The organism is Paenibacillus sp. FSL R5-0475 (assembly GCF_038004585.1).
Lineage (GTDB): Bacteria > Bacillota > Bacilli > Paenibacillales > Paenibacillaceae > Paenibacillus_AQ.
On the sequence record NZ_JBBORK010000001.1, the window covers coordinates 603092 to 622941 of the forward strand.

The 19850-nt window shown below is 43.2% G+C and carries 9 protein-coding genes; 7 read left to right on the forward strand and 2 right to left on the reverse strand.

The window, feature by feature from the left end:
- The first annotated feature begins 49 nt into the window (after positions 1–49).
- Positions 50–1960 carry a beta-N-acetylhexosaminidase gene (locus MKX41_RS02510; protein WP_340968500.1) on the forward strand — a complete coding sequence of 637 codons (1911 nt, stop codon included), beginning with the start codon at positions 50–52 and terminating at the stop codon, positions 1958–1960.
- Between the two features lie 249 nt (positions 1961–2209).
- On the opposite strand, the gene MKX41_RS02515 is transcribed toward MKX41_RS02510, so the two are convergent.
- Entirely contained in the window at positions 2210–3412 is a 1203-nt protein-coding gene (locus MKX41_RS02515; protein ID WP_042186578.1) for an MFS transporter, read from the reverse strand.
- A gap of 24 nt (positions 3413–3436) precedes the next feature.
- Positions 3437–4018: a TetR/AcrR family transcriptional regulator gene (locus tag MKX41_RS02520; RefSeq protein WP_042186580.1), complete on the reverse strand. Its 582-nt coding sequence runs from the start codon at positions 4016–4018 to the stop codon at positions 3437–3439.
- 399 nt (positions 4019–4417) lie between these two features.
- Between MKX41_RS02520 and MKX41_RS02525 the strand changes: the two genes are divergently transcribed.
- The 6 genes from MKX41_RS02525 to MKX41_RS02550 all read left to right on the forward strand — a co-directional run bounded on the left by MKX41_RS02525 (position 4418) and on the right by MKX41_RS02550 (position 19760).
- Positions 4418–6217: a cache domain-containing sensor histidine kinase gene (locus MKX41_RS02525; protein WP_340968503.1), complete on the forward strand. Its 1800-nt coding sequence runs from the start codon at positions 4418–4420 to the stop codon at positions 6215–6217.
- A 118-nt stretch (positions 6218–6335) separates the two neighbouring features.
- Positions 6336–7631 carry an ABC transporter substrate-binding protein gene (locus MKX41_RS02530; RefSeq protein WP_340968505.1) on the forward strand — a complete coding sequence of 432 codons (1296 nt, stop codon included), beginning with the start codon at positions 6336–6338 and terminating at the stop codon, positions 7629–7631.
- Between the two features lie 27 nt (positions 7632–7658).
- Positions 7659–9290, forward strand: a complete 1632-nt coding sequence (locus MKX41_RS02535; protein WP_340968506.1) for a response regulator transcription factor — start codon at positions 7659–7661, stop codon at positions 9288–9290.
- A gap of 99 nt (positions 9291–9389) precedes the next feature.
- Positions 9390–10403 carry an S-layer homology domain-containing protein gene (locus tag MKX41_RS02540; RefSeq protein WP_340968507.1) on the forward strand — a complete coding sequence of 338 codons (1014 nt, stop codon included), beginning with the start codon at positions 9390–9392 and terminating at the stop codon, positions 10401–10403.
- 143 nt (positions 10404–10546) lie between these two features.
- A complete protein-coding gene (locus tag MKX41_RS02545) occupies positions 10547–15703 on the forward strand; it encodes an endo-alpha-N-acetylgalactosaminidase family protein (protein ID WP_340968508.1) in 5157 nt (1718 codons plus the stop codon).
- 94 nt (positions 15704–15797) lie between these two features.
- Positions 15798–19760, forward strand: a complete 3963-nt coding sequence (locus tag MKX41_RS02550; protein WP_340968510.1) for a family 20 glycosylhydrolase — start codon at positions 15798–15800, stop codon at positions 19758–19760.
- Positions 19761–19850: the final 90 nt, after the last annotated feature.

Sequence of the window (19850 nt, forward strand, 5' to 3'; positions counted from 1 at the left end):
GTTTTTGGTGTAATTTTATATATATTTCATTTTTGTGGAGGGATTGATAGTGAAGTTACATTTTATAGGAGAATTGAGCGAGCTTCAATCAGGACTTCAGTTGCTGCTTGCCGAACTTAAGTCAGAATGGTCGGAGGATGGAATTCCTGTTTTGGTAGAACCGTCTTCAGGAGAACTGGAAGTGGGTTATGATGGTAAAAGCGCTTATATTCGTTATAGTGCTAAACATCAGTTCTTCCGCGGCTTGGGACTGTTGATTCAGAAGATTAGGGGCGGAGAGAGCTTTCAAATTACAGAGCAACAACAATTCGATGTGATCGGTCCGATGTTTGATTTATCGCGCAATGGAGTGCTAACCGTTGAAAGCTTCAAGTTTATGCTGCGCAAAATGGCGCTGATGGGTTTGAATAGCGTCATGCTCTATTTGGAAGACACTTACGAGATAGAAGGCGAGCCTTATTTCGGCTATATGCGCGGCCGTTACTCGGCGGCGGAGTTGAAGGAAATCGACGATTACGCCGATCAATTCGGCATTGAAGCGTTCCCGAGCATTCAGACACTGGCTCATTTGGAGGAGTTTTTGAAATGGGAGCCGGTAAAGGAATATAAAGATACAAAAGGCGCGTTGCTAGTTGGAGCGGAGAAGACCGATCGTTTGGTCGAAAATATGATTGTCAGCATTAGCGCGCCGTTCCGCAGCCGGAAAATCCACATCGGCATGGATGAAGCGGAAGAGCTTGGACGCGGTAAATTTTTGGATCGCAATGGACATATGAACCGTTTTGATATTATGACAGGTCATCTGGAGCGGGTGCTCGCAGTAACTCGACGCTTAGGGTTGAAACCGATGATGTGGAGCGATATGTTCCTGAAGCTGGCTTCAGCTAACGGTGAAGATTATTATGGCCATGAGACGCAAATATCAGAGGACATGTCGAGCCGCATTCCTAAGGACATAGATATGGTTTACTGGGACTATAACCACGTCGAGGAGAAGGACTACGAAACATTGATCGCCAAACACCGGCCGCTCGGTAATAATCTTATTTTTGCGGGTGCTGTGTGGGTATTCAATACGTTCGGCGTCAATTACGGGCTATCCTTGCCGGCGACCGATGCAGCGCTGACGGTATGCAAGAAGGAAGGCATCCGGGAAGTTTATGCGACGATGTGGGGTGACGACGGAATGGAGAGCAATCCGTACATCGCTTTGCTCGGCTTGCAGTTTTATGCGGAGCATGCTTATTCTTCGTCGACGCCGACTGACAAGGCGCTGGCCGAGCGCGTTCGGTTCTGCACCGGCATCGAGGCGGACGCTTACATGGGGCTGAAGTATTTGGACGAGACACCGGGAGCTGCACCAAATAATCAGAAGCAGAGCAATCCGTCTAAGTTTCTGTTGTATCAGGATGTACTGTTGGGGCTGTTCGACAAACAGATTGATGGGCTAGATATGGCGGCTCATTATGCATGGGCGGAAGGCGAAATTGCAAGCCGCAGAAAAGCTGAGGCAGAGCTAGATTATTTGTTTGAGGTGCCACAAAAGCTATGTGCGGTGTTGAAGCAGAAGAGCGAAATCGGTCTTGAGCTGAAGCGGGCTTATGACAGTGGAGACAAGGCAGTGCTTAGGCGGATTGCAGAGGATGTTTTGCCCGAAATTTCGCTGGGTGTGCAAAATCTTCGCGCCGCACACCGGAAGCAATGGCTATCGATGTTCAAACCGTTCGGCTGGGAGGTGCTCGATATTCGTTACGGCGGCGTTGTAAGCCGGCTGGATACAGCGAGCATGAGGCTGTTAGAATATGCGGACGGAAAGCTCGAACGGATCGAGGAGCTGGAGCAGGAACGATTGCTGTATAGCACGACGAACCGTTTCACCGACAAAGGTGCAGGCTGGTGCAGCTATTATTACCGTATGGCGTCGCCTAACGTCTTTTTCCATGTGATCAATCCATTCTAGGTTGAAGAATTATTCTCAAGCAAATTGAAATCAAAGGTACTGGTCATGAAGTGATGGTTAGGGGCTCCGTTTTTTGTATATTTAATGTACAAGCAGTGGGAACGAGGATAAAATACGTGGTGAAGACTGTAAATGATTAGATATAAAGAAAGCTGTCGAGACATTCTCGACAGCCTGAGCAGCTCGTGTCCCCATAGAGGGCGAGCTGTTTTATTTTGTAAATCTTACTATTCGCAGTTGTTCCTTACCTTAGTTTACCAAGCCATTAGTAGCTTGTTTTTCTTTCCATACCATCGTAATTACAAGACCAATAAACATAATGACAGCCGCAAAGAGATATGGATAGTTGATGTTTACATCAAATAATACTCCGCCTAATGCAGGTCCGATGATATTACCAAGGCTAGTATAGGTTGAGTTCATGCCAGCGACAAAGCCTTGCTCTTTTTCAGCCGTTTTTGATAAATAGGTCGTTAGTGCTGGACGGAGTAGGTCAAATGCGAGAAAGATGAAGCAGGTTACTAGCAGAACAGTTAAATAGTTATTGATTATGGTGGAGGCTACAGCTAAGGCTACGCCAGCAATTAAGCAGAGTTGAATGAGCTTTTTTTCACCGAGCTTATCTACCATTTTACCGAATAAAAAGACCTGCACAACCACCCCGAAGATTGAGCTTATTGTAATGATGGTTGCAATATCCCGTGGAGTGAAGCCAAATTTATGATCAGAAAACAGGCTAAACACAGTTTCATATGCCGATAAGCCAAAGGCGAGGACAAACACTATAATAAACGCAATAATATATGCTGGATGAAACGAGCGTTTCAGATCACTGATAAAGTTGGTGTCTTTTTTAAGTTTACTGATTTCCAAAAGCTGCTCTTTGGATAGTGGCTCTTTCAGAATAAATATCGACGAAATACAAGTGATTAAGGCGAAGCCAGCAGCAAAATAGAATGGAGCACGTATACCTAGTTCAGTAATAAATCCTCCGATTCCTGGGCCAATAATAAAACCAATACTAATGGCGGCAGAAACATAACCCATTGCCTTAGGTCTTTCCTCTACTGAGGTGATGTCCGCAACATAGGCTGTGACGGCAGGCATAATGAATGCACCAGCAATCCCACCAAGAATTCTGGCGATATAAAGAACGGATACATGTGTGCCTAAACCAAAGATTAATTCCGATGCACTGAAGAGCACTAAGCCGATAACTATCATTTTTTTTCTGCCGTAAGTGTCAATCCAACGCCCTGCCAGAGGAGACATGAGTAATTGCGCGAATGCAAATGCTGCTACAAGATACCCCATCGTTTTACCTGACAAATGCATAATGTTCATAAAGGAAGGCATAACAGGGACGATCAGCCCAACGCCTAGAAAAACAATGAATATGTTACTTAGTAGAATGAGTAAGACTGTTTTTTGTTCTTTCAATGGTTTCTTCATGAAGTAATACCTCTCTTTGTAGAATCACAGCTGTGAAATACCTCTCCAAAATACGGTCCATGAGGCATTTAGTTTTTCATTTAAACGGATTTCATTATTGCCATACACAAGCTCTAGCATGATCGAATCAACTACACCTAAAAAGGCAAGCGTTGGGATGGAGGCTGCATCTTCCATGATGACTTTGGCATCGATCCAAGCTTGGAATTTACTTTCAAGTACGGGTTGAATCTTTTTCTCTGTGTCGATTACTTCTTCATCAATCGCTGTAGCAAGATGGGGCGGTGGAAAAAAAGAGATACGCAGCCAAAACTTTAACTGCTCGTTCTTTTGAAACATATCAATGACCAATTGCAGATATCCTAATAAATCTGTTTTAGGATTATGAGTCCCTACCTTACTCAAATATTGTAGTTTGGATGAGATTTCTGTCTCTTTGGCATCTTGTAGAACTTGCAGAAAAAGATCATCCTTCCCTTTGAAATGGGCATAAAGAGATTGTTTTTTCATCCCGACTTGCTCAGCAATTTGAGACAAAGAAGCCCCCTCATATCCATGAGTTGTGAAACATTTCAAAGCAATGTCTTTAATTTCTTTACTTTTCAAAAAAAATCACCTCGATATTAACGAACGTTCGTCAGTTATACTATCAAATTAAATTATTTTATGCAAATGAATATTGTTTGAAGTGAGTCTTCCCTTTTAACATATCCTTAATTCTCAAGCGGTTTGAAAAGACGATTGACCGAACTAAAAGAGCTGATCCTAAAGTAGAACTTTCTACAATAGTGTCGGCTCTTTTTCATTTTGAATCAGCTCGTAAGCGATGTCGAAAGATGAAAATAAACTCGGATTTATTTGTGAAGTAAATTTGAATGTGTAATATTCTGAGTACTTTTGTCGCCATGCAGGAAGTAGCACAAATTTAAGGGAATATGTTGTTCAATATTCATGGTGAGGTAGAAGTAAGCGTTTATAAGTTATCTTTTAAAGGGGAGGGAACTTATGAGAAAAAATTGGCGGATGTCTAGCACATTAAGGCTTTTTTTTATACTGGTAGTCATTCTGCCGATCATCTTATTCTCCATCATTATTCTAAATATTTATAAGCGAGATATTCTTCAGCAAAATACATCACGATCTCAGCAAACGGCTCAAGCGATCTCCTATTCCGTTAGTCAGGAAATAAGGAGGTTGACGGGACTATTTGCTTCTATCGGTATGGACAGGGATGTGATGGCAAAGCTTTATGAAATTAATCGTAAGAGTGGAGTCGAGAAACAGCAGGCTTACTATGAGCTAAAGGTCTTAATAGAGAAGTACACGGCATCCATCTCAGGACGAGTATTGTCGGTGAACTTCCTATTTAAAGATCATCAATCCTATTCGTACTTAAAGAACTTGAATTTGGATGATTCTTATTTTCGCCAAAAAACGTGGTATGGGCAGGTGCTAAATAATCCCGATAGCGTTCATTTTCTGGGGATGATGCCCAATATTTTATATGGTAACTACAATCCTTACAATATGGTTGCTGCCCTATCTCCAAGTGTAATCAATCCTTTATCCCAGCTAGAAATGATTCTTTTTACGTTTGAGAGTAGTGCCTTTGATCATATTTTGCAGTCACGTGATAATACGGAATCCAGCCTTTTTATCGTCACAGAGGAAGGTCAAATTATCTCATCCAATACCCTTGCCTCTAGAGGGGCGGAATTCCAAATGCACTGGTTCGCAAATCGTGGGCCGCAGGAAAAAGGGTACGTTGTGGATGTTAATGGTGAATATAGAAATTTGATAACCTACGCCAAGATTGATCAGACCGGATGGTGGCTTGTACAGTCTATTCCATATGCTGATCTAACAGCCAATTACCTTAGTGTGAATTATATCGTCTGGGTGTTTGCATTGATGATCATCTTAGCATTTATTCTTGTTTCATTTTACTTTGTATCTAATGTTACTAAGCCGTTAAATGAGCTTCTCCGGCAAATGGATCTGGTTACTGAAGGTGATTTAAACGCTAAATTTATGAGAACCGGCAGCCTGGAGCTAATTAAGCTTGGGCATTCTTTTAATCACATGACGGAGCGTATTCAGGATCTGCTCTACCATCATGAAAGGCAAGAGGTGGAGAAGCGAAAGGCGGAGTTTGCAGCACTTCAGTCGCAGATCAATCCACACTTTTTAATAAATACACTCAATTCAATCAAGTTTATGGCTTTAATCAGTAAAGCAGATAACATACGGAATATGACACATGCGCTAACTCGTCTACTGGCTTCTTCTTTTAATCGAGGTGGAATTCTGACTACGATTGATGAGGAAATAGATCATTTAAAGAATTATTTGTATATCATGGAGATTCGTTTTGGTAGACCCATTCAAACGAGATGGGAAGTAGATGAGGATTTAGCAGGTTATTATATATTGAAATTGCTACTACAACCTATTTTAGAAAACAGTATTATTCATGGACTAAAGAATGTTGACTATCCTGGTATCATCGAAATCATAGTGAGCAAACAAGCGGAAGATCTTCTTATAACTATAGCTGATAATGGTGTAGGCATGTTGGATATGGATGCTCAGGAATATGACAGCGATGGTATACGCCATCAGCATTCTTTCAGTGGTATGGGAAACAGTAACGTTAATAAGCGAATTCAGCTACATTACGGGAGGCGTTACGGTTTAAAGTACGAGAAGAATAAACCTCAGGGGACGATAGTATCGATAAGACTACCGTTGATCGACACGCCGGAGGAAGAGATGCAGGATCAGTTGTTAGGGGAGGGAGGATGAAGCAAAATGCTGCGGAGGATCATAAAAGATCATAGTCCAGAGGGAAAACATCATTCATGTGTAACTTCAGAGGAGGTATGATGGTATAAACTTTTTTCGAAGGCTGTGATTAATAGAAGTGAAAATAATACTCCGTGTGTCTCTAATAGGGATCATTTCTCTTATTTTTGTAGGTGGCTTCTTCTCTTTAAGTAAGTTCAGTCCCAAAGGAGGGGCAATAGAGCAACAACAGGGAAAGGTGAATCTGGATCAACCGATTAAAATAAAATTCGGCATGTGGGAAGCGAAGACAGATATCAAATTTTGGACGGAAAAAGTAAGAGACTACTCTAAAATTAAGCCTAATGTAACGGTTGAAGTAGAGACAATTCCCGATAATAGCGGTCAGTATTTAAAGGTTCGATTAGCAGCCAATGATTTGCCGGATATTTTTTACCTGAAGCCAGATGACCTACTCACTTACAAAGCAGTACTTCTTCCACTGGATGGATTAACCGCAGCAAAAAACAATAAATATCCCGCTAGATTAGATCATTCCATTCTTGGTCTACCACTTGTATCCTTCTCTGAATATGTCTATTACCATCCAAGCATCTTTCAAGAGGCCGGCGTAGAGATTCCGCAAACGATGGATGAATTTATGGATGTGATGATGAAGATTAAAGCGCATGGCAAATATATTCCGATTGCGATTGGTGGGAAAGAGAATTGGACGTTTTATCCTTTCACTGAGTTCGGACCGCCTCTACTATCCAAGGATGAAAATTATTTATCTTCAATCGCACAGACAAAACGCCCTTTCGGAAAAGGTTCTCCTTTCGAGAAAGCAGCAGTGATGATTAAGAAAATAGCAGAGAATGAACTAGCAGGGCCCGATGCACTCAATATTGGTGTGGATCAGGCAACACTGCTGTTTCAAAATAATAAAGCGGCTATGCTTGCACTCGGTCAGTGGTATCTTAGAGATCATTTATCCAAAATGAAGGATGATAAAGATTTAGATGCGTTCACATTGCCCTGGAGAGAGACAACTTCAGAGCGTTTGCAGGCAATCACTATGCCAGATCAATATATGGCGATCAATAAAAATTCCAAGAATACGGAAGAAGTTAAAGCATTTTTGGAGTGGGTATTTAGCCGGGATGTTTACCAAGTGTATATTAATTATTCGCAAAATTCATCGACAGTGATCAATATTGAATCATTCCTGCCGTTCTTCAACAATGTTCAAGAGAAGCACCCCTTTGAGCCGTTTATGTACCTGGGGATCGATGAGAAGTTTGAAAAAGTAAAAAATGCCATACAGTTTGATGAAAAGAAGGCTGCACAAGAAATTTTTTCAGGTGCTGAGGTGGCCGATATTCAAGAAAAATTGAATGATGATTGGGAGATAGCGGTTGAGGCTTTGAGGTAATCCTATAGATCAATTATGGAGGGATTTATGATGAAATTTAAAGCTCTCATTGTTGATGATGAACCATTAGCTAGGTTAGCCCTCCGGGAGTATATATCCATTGCTTCGACCGATTTTGAGATTGCAGGGGAAGCAGGAGATGGTAAGGAGGCATTAAATATGCTGAAAATTCATCCAGATGTGGATCTAGTTCTGGCGGATATTCAAATGCCAAATATGAATGGAGTAGAGCTACTCGAAGCACTGAATAACACTACTTTTTCGAATCAACCGTTAACCATCATGCTTAGCGCATACGGAGATTATTCTTTTGTAAGAGATTCCTTTGTGCTCGGCGCCTTTGATTACATTGTTAAAGCCAAGTTAGATGAAACTTATATTGCACCGGTACTGACTAAGACTGTGGATGAATTGAAGCGGCGGCAAAGCTCCTCAAAGACAGTATCAACCTTAGAGGACGTTGAAGCTTCGATCTGTTCTGTTCTGCATCGACTTTGTCTATCGGATTCTTTAGAAGTGACAGATGATGATATAACGCCTTCGTTGGAGCTTGTTCGAAAGCATATGGGGGAAAAAAATCTGGAGGTTGCGCTTCTTAGGCTATCAGATACCGTTCAATTTGAAGATTCACACCGTATGATTATGCAGACGATACGAACGGTAACGAATCGAAGTAGAAGTGAAGGAATCTGCAAAGTATGCAGATATGATGACAGGCATTATGTTTTGTTCTTCTCTTTTCCAGAGCAATGCAGCATCATCGCCATTCGTAGATTGACAGACATAATCTTGTCTGAGGTGAGCATGAGATTAAAGCAATTTATTAATTTGAAGCTTTCTATGGGCATCAGTGATATTGTGGATGGTCATCAGCAGTGGAACCGATTATTCCGCCAAGCTGAACGATTAGCAGGGTTGAGTTTTTACCAGGGGTACAATCGATTATATTATCCGGAAGCTGAAAGGCGTCCAGCTATTAAGGAAAGTGACTGGAAAGAAGCATGGTATTTGGCTAGAACCGAAATGCTGAAGTCATTAAGTGATCCGGATTTAATGAAATGGCAGGAGGTCTATGAACACTGCTGTAACTTGTTGATTCAGCGATACCCTTGTTCACCTGAGCTTATCAAATCAGATGTAGTCGATATGACTTGGGAGGCAAGTGCATTAATTTATCAAAAAGGCGTTTCTTGGGAAAAGCTTCATGATAAGCTGCCTTATCCCATCACGGATCATATTTATAAGCAGGAAACCTGGGAGAATACGGTGCATTGGTGCCGACTGTTCTTGGAACATCTGCATCAAAAGCTGCATCCGAAAGATCAACCCAAAGAATGCTTTCTTAGCCCTGTTGTTGCTAAAACGAAAGAGCTCATAGAGAAAAACTTTAACGAAGATGTCCATTTGTCGAATATTAGTCAGATTGTCGGTGTAAGCGAGAGCTATTTAAGCAAACAGTTTTCCAAAGAAATAGGTGTTAATTTCATTCAGTTTCTGACGAATCTGCGAATCGAGAAGGCTAAAAAGGCGCTGGAGAGCGGAATGAAAATATACGAGGTTTCTGAGCAAGTAGGATACGTGAATCCAGAACATTTCAGTCGTATTTTTAAAAAAATCACAGGAATTAGTCCCTTAGCTTATCGAAGAGAGAATGAATAACAAAAATAATCAATGTTGAACAAAATAAATCATGTGTATCCGATTTCAAAATCCATATGATAGGGGGGAGTTAAAATTCACGGGTGAAGGGATGTTCTTATGAGACGCAAACGATTCACATTCGCACTAATCTGTACGTTATGTTCTTCCATGTGGTTGAGTACAGTCCATGCTGAAAAAGTCTCTGACTTCGAGATGCAGACATCAGCTACTGAATCTGCTAATTCTACGTTCACCGTTACATTAAAGGGTAAAGATATTCAAGACTTATACGCATATGAAGCTAAATTTAATTTTGACCCGAAAGTGCTTGAGATTGTAAAAGCAGAAACGAAGATCAAAGGCTTTTCTGTATCTCCAATCGTTAAAAACAATGAAATTACGATAGCCCATACCAAGATCGGAAATGTGAATGGTGAAAAGGGTAATTTGGACATTGCCACGATTACCTTTAAAGCTAAAAGGGCTGGTACAACTGCAGTAAAATGGACCGCATTAAAGGTTCTTGATCGTAATCTGAAAGATCAGGAATTCACCCCGAATCAATCCTCAACATTCACCAAGATTTTCAGCGATATCGTCTCACATTGGGCGAAGCAAGATATCATGGAAATGGTCACTAAAGGAATTGTTGAAGGCATGGATGCCGACAGCTTTGCCCCGAATAATAACATCACTCGCGCACAATTCGCAGCTCTTATAGCCAGAGCATTAGATCTTAAAGAAGGTTCTGGAGGTAATCCGTTTACGGATGTGAAATCAGGAGTTTGGTACGAAGATACGGTAAAGAAAGCTTATGCAGCCGGAATTATTAGTGGTTTGTCCAAGACGAAATTTGCTCCGGAAAAAAGCATTACTCGTGAAGAAATGACAACGATGCTGATGCGAGCGAAAGCTTATGCTTCCGGTGTAAAGGTCGATAGTATGGCCTCAGATTCCACCACTGCGTTTAAAGATGATAGTAAAATAAGCCCGTGGGCTAAAGCGTCGGTGGGCTTTGCCTTGAAATCTGGATTAATGAAAGGTAGAACTCAGACTACATTTGCACCAAAAGAATCTGCTACAAGAGCGGAATCAGCCGCTGTTATCAAGCGATTGTTAAATTCCAAGTAATACAAAAAAACATATAATGACGCACCTTCTTATGGAAGGAGGGCTCATTATGTCCTTGTGATGTCAAAAACATACAATTAAAGGAAATATGTGAATTGATAATGTTCATTCTACTTATATTTAAGTGAAAAGAGGTCGTAGAGATGAGAAAACGTTACAAAGCGGTTAGCTTGCTATTGACGTTGTTGCTAGGGGTACAGCTTGGCTTGCCATCGGCAGCCGTATTCGCGGCTCAAGAATCGGACGTGTATTTCAGAGATTACAATGATGGCAACATCGACGGATGGGCTGCAGCTAAGGGGACCACTACTTTTTCGGCGGATCAAGGTGCTGTTAAGGCGGTGACACAAGGGGTTGTTATTTTAGCAGACCAAGATTCACCTCAGGTTGCCAATGCTGAATATGAGGTGAAGTTAAAATTTAGCCAGCCTGCCACACGATTTGGACTGGTCTACCGATTCGTCGATAGCAATAACTACAATGTTATCCAATATGATGCGGGTTCTTGGGGCTGGGATGCAATGAAAGGAGGGACGGAATCGTATGGAAATATTACGGCTCCTAGTTTTACCTTTGCTGCTGACCAACAGTATACCCTCAAATTGCGCTATGAGAAAGGTAGCGTAGCTTTATCGATCGATGGCAATAACGTGCTTACGACGAGTCTTCCCTCATTATCGACAAGTGCAGGGAAGATTGGACTACGCAGCTGGTTTAATAACAAGACCCTATGGATTGACGATGTGAAGGTAACTCCAATTGTATCCACTGATCCAGTACCGAGGCCGATTACGATTACTGAAACTCTAAGCTCTGACACCATGAAGGTTGAAATCGATAAAGAGTTCCCTCGGGTTAAACAATACACATGGTTAGACAGCGGCGCGGAAATGTATGGACAGTTAAATGGATTTAATGAGATAAAAATCAACGAGAAGTCCTATTTCATAGTCGCTTCTGATTTTAGTAAAAAAGCAGCAGATGCCACTCATGGTGAGACTGCAGCCTACACGCTTCAGATTCCAGAAATTAAAGTGAATCTCAAAGTTGAAATGGAGGTTCAGGATAACATTCTTCAGTTCAAAGTGGCCAGCATTGAAGAGAATGGTACTGAAAAAGTAAGAACGATCGAATTCCCTGATCATGACCTTGTCTCTGTAATTGGAACCCAGCCTACAGCGCAGGAAACGGCTGTCCGGATAACTGGGGGCTGGAACGTTGTACAGGACGAATTTAACGACCTTAAGACGGGAGTAGCAGACGTGAGTGGGGGACGTGCGTATGCATTCGTTAACTCCGACGTCTTAGCTGCGAGTGTAATCACTAATGTAGTAAATGGCTTTGATAAGGTACGTATTAAGGTAGGCGATGATACAGCACTCCATACGAAGAAAGCAGCGTTATCAGGAGGCTCATGGGTTTATCGTGGAAGTACTGTGCTTGATCCGGAGCCACTGCCTTGGGCTAAGGTTGTACTGACCCCAGATGCGAATGGAGACAAAGTTGTTGACTGGCAAGATGGAGCTATTGTATATCGTCAGAATACGGATGCTCCAACCGGCAGTGAAATGATAAGGGACAATATCTCTTATATCAGCATGAACATCGGATCTACTACAACCTCTCCGTTCTTGCGTGCTTTTGATAATGCGAAGAAGATCTCTAATCTCACGGATGGCTTTGGACAGCTGATTCTATTCAAAGGATATCAAGCGGAAGGTCATGATGACTCTCACCCAGATTACGGCGGCCATATCGGTATTCGTCAGGGTGGAGAGAAGGATTTTAATTATATTTTGAGTGAAGGAAAGAAATACAATATCCGCGGCGGTGTACACATTAACGCAACAGAATACGCGCTGGATGCTTTCGGCACCAAAATGGAAAATATGAATCAGCCATTGAGTAAAGGTTGGGGCTGGCTGGATCAAACATTCTATGTTAACAAAACCAAAGATGTGGAATCCGGTGAATTAAAAAGACGTCTGGATATGCTGAAAAGCGACACAGGCGACAACCTATCCTTTGTATATGTAGATGTATATGATGGTGCCGATTACAATGCGAAGAAACTCGCAGATTATATCAACGGTAACGGCTGGATGCTCGGTACAGAATTTGCAGGACCTCTGTTTGAGCAGGCAGCTTGGATTCATTGGGGAACAGATCCGGGGTACCCGAACCAAGGTGACGATAGCAAGGTTACCCGTTTCCTACGGAATCAATCGCTGGATGGCTTCTTAACAACCCCTTTACTGAAAGGGAATAAGCAGGTAGGCGTGGGTTATTGGCAGAACAGTGCTCCATTCTACAGCTACCAATCAACTAGTGCGGCATTCTTCAATCACAATCTACCAACAAAATATATGCAGCATTTCCCGATCATCAAGATGACCGATAACCGTATCGATTTTGAAAAGAAGGTTGTAGTTGAACGTAAGCAGGACGGTAAGATCCATTTAAGTAAGGATGGTCGTGAAATCGCTATCATGACAGATAGCAGCAACATTAGTGACAGTACGGTCTTTATTCCATGGAGTCCTGAGACAGAAGATAAAATCTATCACTGGAATCCAGCGGGTGGCCAAACGACTTGGAGTCTTCCAGACTCATGGAGTAACGTAACGACGGCACAGTTATATAAGCTGACAGATTTAGGACGTGAGCATGTTGGCAGTGTAGAAGTAACTGGAGGTAAAGTCACACTTACCGCGCAGCCGGGGATTGGTTATGCCCTGTATAAGACAACAGCTGCTGAAGAGCCGGAAATGGTATGGGGCGAAGGGAGTTCGGTAAAGGACCCGGGCTTTGACAGCCAAACATTCGGTAGCTGGAAGAAATCTTCCACAGCTGCAAGTGATGATCACATTAAATTTGTGAAGAACAGTAACGCCGATGACCAGCTTCAAGTGAAGGGTCCTGGTGATGCAGTAATTCAGCAGGAGATTACCGGACTTACACCGGGCAAGACGTATTCTGCATCAGTATGGGTGAAAGTAGATGGGAAACGCACCGTGGAAATCGGTGTGAAGCAAGGGGCTGACAAGGTTGTCAATACACTGGATAACACAGAGCATGGCTTTTTAGCCCAGCAGCATAAATATGTGAGCACGAACTTCCAGCGGATTAAGGTTACCTTTGATGCGGTTAGTGAGACGGCCAATCTCTATATGAAGGTAGAAGATGGAAATTCGACGGTAACCTTTGATGATGTAAGGGTATGGGAGAATCCAACCAAAACCGACGTTGGTAATTCTGTATTATTCGAGGATTTCGAGAACGTTGATGAGGGCTGGGGCCCCTTTGTTTATTCTAAAATAGGTCCAGTTCGTACGCATTTAGTTGAAAAAGGCGACAATCAGATCATGAATTATGTTCTGGATGGTAATTGGTCGCTTAAAACGAATGAAGATGCAACCGGTGAATGGCTGCGTACATTGCCTCACACGCTCCGAATGAAGGAGGATAACCGCTACCATCTGACGATGGACTACAACTCGGATGAGACGGATATGTACACAGTGGCTATTCGAGTGAAGGAGAATGGGGTAGTTCGTGATCTGGTTAGTGAGAATTTGAAAGAAGGACGCAGTACGCTGGATCTGTCTTTTACAACCGAAGGGGTGAAAGATGCCTATCTGGCCATTATCAAAAACAAGCTGAACAGTCAGAAGGAGTTAACCGGTACGCTGGTGGTCGATAACATTCGCGTCGATGATGAGGGTGCGATCGTTCCGGAGGAAGGTGTACTTGTCTCGACTATTACGCTAACGCCAAATAAGCTGGATCTGAACAAAGGACAGTCAAGCTCTGTTAGCGCTCAGGTAAAACCAGCAAATGCTCAGGACCGGACACTGCTCTGGACTTCTGACCATCCGGAAATTGTATCGGTGGATCAGGCGGGAAAAGTTACTGCACTTCAAGCGGGAACAGCCATCATTACTGCTACCGCAAAGGATGGAAGTAAAAAAAGTGCAACCTCGACGATTAATGTGTATATGCCTAACACGCAAATTCCACAATCGCAAATGACTGCAACGGCGAGTAGCTTCCAGCCTGGAGGTGAAGCGAGTCTTGCACTCGATGGAGATATGTCTACAATCTGGCATACGAAATGGACCCCGGCACACTTACCGGAATCCATTACTTTGGACCTCGGAGGCAAATATAACATTAACCAATTCAATTATTCACCTAGAGTATCTGGAACCAATGGAACGATTACAAGCTATAACCTGTACACGAGTGTTGACGGAACGAATTTCACAAAAATTGCAGATGGATCATGGCCCCTCGATCAGACCACAAAAATTGTTCGCTTTACAGCTGTAGAAGCAACATATTTGAGACTTGAGGCTATAGAAGGCGTGGGTACCTTCGCATCTGCTGCAGAACTCAATGTGTTCAAGACGGAGGATGAGGCAGAAGCAGTAAAAGTTACAGGCGTCGTTATGGATAGAGAACGGCTAGAGATTAAAGTAGGCAGCACGGGCGAATTGAACGCTGTGATAGAGCCTCTGAATGCTTCGAATAAAAAAGTACTTTGGAGCAGCAGTGATGAAGCTGTAGCAACCGTTGAACAGCAAGAAGGTCATGCTCTAGTTAAGGGATTGAAGGTAGGCGAAACCGTAATTACGGCAACGACAATGGATGGGGGCTTCGCTGCGACCAGCCGTGTCATCGTAACAGAAACAGACGGTGAGTTAAAATCTTCCTCTACTTTGACAGCGCCAAGTCAAGTTCAGCCAGGAGAAGTGTTCAAAGTTCAATATGGACTACGGAATCTGTCTGATAAGATTTTTGCGCAGGACATCGCCCTAGAGTATGCCGCGGATGTTATGGAATTCGTTGAGGCGCGTTCGTTAATTAGTGGGGTAAGCGTTATTGATTCAATCAACAGCACCCCAGGTAAACTTCGCTTTATTGTAGCAAGTGAAGGTGCGACCCATGGAATTAGTAACAGTGCAGATGTCCTCGAATTAACCTTTAAAGCGAAGGAAGTTAACCAAACGGTAAATGGGGCAATCGCCGTTAAGAGTTCAATCATTTCAGATGATCAGGGTAAAGAAATTTCGGCAGCGATCTCTTCCGTAAATATCGAGATTGGTAAGAAAGGAACGCAAGGCGACATCAACGGTGACGGTAAAATAACGATCGGGGATCTGGCGATGGTTGCAGCGCAGTATGGCAAGACTTCAGCAAGCCCTGATTGGGAGAAAGCGAAGAAAGCAGATATTGACGGTGACGGCAAAGTCGGATTGGAAGATTTGGTTATTGTAGCACGCAAAATTGTAGAGTAATCAAAGTCATAGGCCAGGTACATGTGTGAGTAACTAAACATGATGTACCTGGTTTTTTTCAAAATTGATGATTTGACTAGTAGGAGGATGACAGATGAAAAAATGGTTGTACGGCTTTACAGTTTTTTGTCTAGTGCTTTACTCTACTCCACTACCAGTTGCAGCAGCTGAAGCAGAGAATGCTAAACCAAAAGTGATACCAAGTTTACAAGAGTGGACTGGCGGTAGTGGTTCTTTCAAGATGACGGACAGTTCCAAAATCGTAATTCCCACGAGTGAATGTTTATGCGAACTACCAGCTACGGCAGAGGTCTTTCAAGAGGATCTTAAAGAATTAACAGGGTACGATTTACCGATTGTCCCAAATAAGCCTGCTTCAAAAGGTGACTTCCTGCTTAGGCTCGATAAGTCAGCTGATGAATCAATTGGTAAAGAAGGCTACTACTTTGAAGTTGGCGATTACGTGGAAATACATGCAAACACCGAGACCGGTGTGTTCTATGGAACAAGAACGGCACTACAAATTTTGGAGCAAGATCCTGAGAAGGCAAGCATTGTAAAAGGGGTAGCGAAGGATTTCCCTAAGTATGGAGAACGCGGTTTTATGCTTGATGTAGGACGCAAGTTTTTCACGATAGACTTCCTGAAGGATTACGCCAAATTTATGTCCTATTACAAAATGAATGATTTCCAGCTCCATCTGAACGATAACGAGATTTTTAAGGATAACAGCAGGGAGCATTGGAACAAATATACGGCTTTCCGTTTAGAAAGTACCAAGTATCCGGAATTAACGGCAAAGGATGGACACTACACGAAACAGGATATGCGTGAATTGCAGGACATCGCCAAAATACGGGGGCTTAACATCACGCCGGAAATTGATACCCCCAGCCATGCTCTTTCATTTACAAAGGTTAGACCAGATCTGGTTAAGGATAATTTGCCTGTCGATCATCTGGATATTACACGTCAGGAAACGGTCGATTTCATCAAGGATGTGTGGGACGAATATTTAGATGGGGAATGGTTTGATTCAGAAACGGTTCATTTTGGAGGCGATGAATTCGCACCTAATGATCGGACTACTTTTGAGAAGTATCGCGAGTTTTTGAACACGATGAACGAACACTTAAAGAGCAAGGGAAAGAAATCAAGAATGTGGGGCAGCTTGAATGCATTCCCGGGTACCACGGTAGTAGATAAGGATATAGCCGTAAACGCCTGGAATAACGGTTGGCAAGATCCGGTAGCATCGGTGAGAGATGGATTCAAAATTATCAATACGGTGGATTCCACGCTCTACATTGTACCGAAAGCTGGATATTACCATGATTATCTGGATTCTCAGTGGTTGTTTAATAACTGGGACCCAACGAACTTTGGTGGAAATACGAAGCTGCAGGAAGGTGAGCCGAACCTGCTCGGTGCGATGTTTGGGGCTTGGAACGATATGATGGGCAAGAAAGTAAGTGAGGCGGACGTCCACGATCGTGTGAAGAAAGCGATGCCTGTCCTTGCAGAAAAGATGTGGAGAGGCCAGTCCACAGACAGCACATTCACCGAGTTCCAGCAGTTGTCAGCGAAGCTAGGCGAAGGTCCTGGAACGAATTTATTACATGAAGTGAATACGGCCACTGATCTTGTTGTTCATTATCCATTTGAAGAAGGCGCGCAGAGAGTCTCTGATCAGTCCGGAAATTCCTATGATGCTACATTAGGAGCTGGCGTTACTCGCGTGGATGATGGAAAAACAGGAAAAGGCGTACGGTTTGCAGGGACTTCAGATCATATTCAAACACCGCTGCAAATAAAGGGCTTCCCTTGGACGGTTTCCACGTGGGTTAAGCTTAATGATCAACAAGAAGCGGATGAAAAAATACTGATGGAATCCGAATATGGTGCAATAAAGCTGAAGCAGAAAGGGACACCAAATGCCGGATTCACCCGAGAGGGCTATGATTACAGCTTTAATGCAGCGATTCCAGTTGGGCGCTGGGTACATGTTGCCTTCAGAGGAGATCTAAATGGAACTTCTCTGTATATTGATGGGGATCTAAAAGGTTCTGTTACTGTAACGACAATGCTACCTGCGGCTATCATCGGCAGTTCATCCAAAGCAATCACTGGACTACTGGATGAATTCAAGATTTTTAATCGGGTGCTATCAGGAAAAGAAATTGCGGAGGAAGCAGGATCACCCGCTTGGACCATCAATTTAGCTGCTCACAAAACAGCAGTAGCTTCTTCCGTCGAAGTACCTCAATTTCCGGCTAGTCTTGTAGTGGATGAGGTTGATACGGGTGCTTCTCGCTGGTCCTCTAAATATACCGACAACGAGTGGATCTATGTTGATTTAGGCCAAAGTACTGACATTAGCAAGGTTATTTTCAAATGGGAAAGTGCTTATGCCAAAGGCTATAAAGTTCAAGTATCCGATAATGCGGAGAACTGGCGGGACGTTTACACGACTAACGCTGGCGTTGGCGGAGTAGAGATTGTCAAATTCCCAACTGAACAAGCGAGATATGTCCGAATGTTAGGTACGAAGCGAGTGGGAACCTATGGTTACTCCATGTATGAATTTGAAGTCTACGCTCCTAACCCAGAGGATCCTGTAGAAGTTCCAGCGCCTGTGAGCTATTCAGCGAGCTTTGAGAATAACTCGCTCGAAGGCTGGGAGCATGTCATCGGTAAAGGTGTCGGACGTATGGAGCTTGTAGAAGCACCTGATCAAGCGGGTGAGCATGCCGTTAAGTTTACCTCGAACAGTGTAAATAATCTGTTTATCGATCAGCAATCTCCGAGCATTGGAGATGGTGAGATCGAGTTTAAGATTACGCCGCAGAGTGATGTTATACGAACGGGTGTTATTTTGCGCTATGTCAATAATGATGCTTGGGCTTCTATAGGCTTTGATCAAGGTGCTTGGTACTGGGTGAACGCTCAGGATTCGTACGGTTTATTGAGCAATGCTCAGGCCGCCAAATTGAAAAAAGGCACAACATCGACCGTAAAAGTGAAGTTTGAAGGGAAACATGTAACGCTGATTATCAATGGAACGACTTATTTCGATGATGCTATTGCACAGATCCCAACAGACGCTGGGAAAATGGGGGCTAGAGTATTCGGTCCTTCAGTTACCGTGTTTGATAATTTTATGTACAGCAATAACGTTCCTGAAGTTCCGGTAACCGGTATCAAGCTGGATAAAGCTGAGATTTCGATGAAGGCCGGAGAAACACAAACGCTAAGTGCCTCCCTTCAACCGGGGAATGCAACGAATAAACAGGTGACCTGGAATAGCAGCGATGAAGCTATTGCGACTGTTCAAGTTCAAGGCGGAAAAGCTGTCGTGACTGCGTTAAAGGCAGGAACCGCTGATATTACTGCAACTACCGTATCCGGAGGACATAAAGCAGTGAGTAAGATTACAGTGGCTAGGGAGGTTCCAGGTGAAGTGGCAACAAATTTAGCTGCTCCGAAAAGCGTTCCTTATGGTCAGAATTTCGACATAACGATAGGTCTCCACAATGTTACAAAGGCGGTGTACGCCCAAGATATCACGATTGAATTCGATGCTTCACTAATGGATTATGTATCCGCTAATGCGTTGGTGGACGGCGTGAGTATCCTTGAGACGAAGAATACAGAAGGCACTGTACGTCTGATTCTGGCTAGCCAAGGTTCAGGGAGTGCGATTAAAGGGGATGTTGATGTAGCTAAGATTACCTTTAAGGCTAAGGATCTGACAGAACCCCAAACCGGACGTATTACTGTAAAGCGTGCAACGCTTGGGGATAGCGAAGGACAGGAAACAAGCGCAGCTACTTCCTCGGCTCAGGTGGAGTTTACAACAACAGTGCCAGAACCTTCTAAGGATTTGAATGGTGATGGCAAAGTCAGCATCGGCGATCTGGCTATTGTCGCAGCTAACTACGGAAAGAGTTCTGCAGACCCAGATTGGGCTAAGGCGAAACGGGCAGACATCAATAGTGACGGCAAGGTCGATCTGACGGACCTGGTGCTTATAGCTAAAGACATTGTGATTGAATAACAATAGCAGCTTGAATCCAAGCGGCAAGACAAGGAATTCAAACTACAGTGGAGGCTGTATCCTGTCTTGCCGCTTCATTTGAATGGAGGG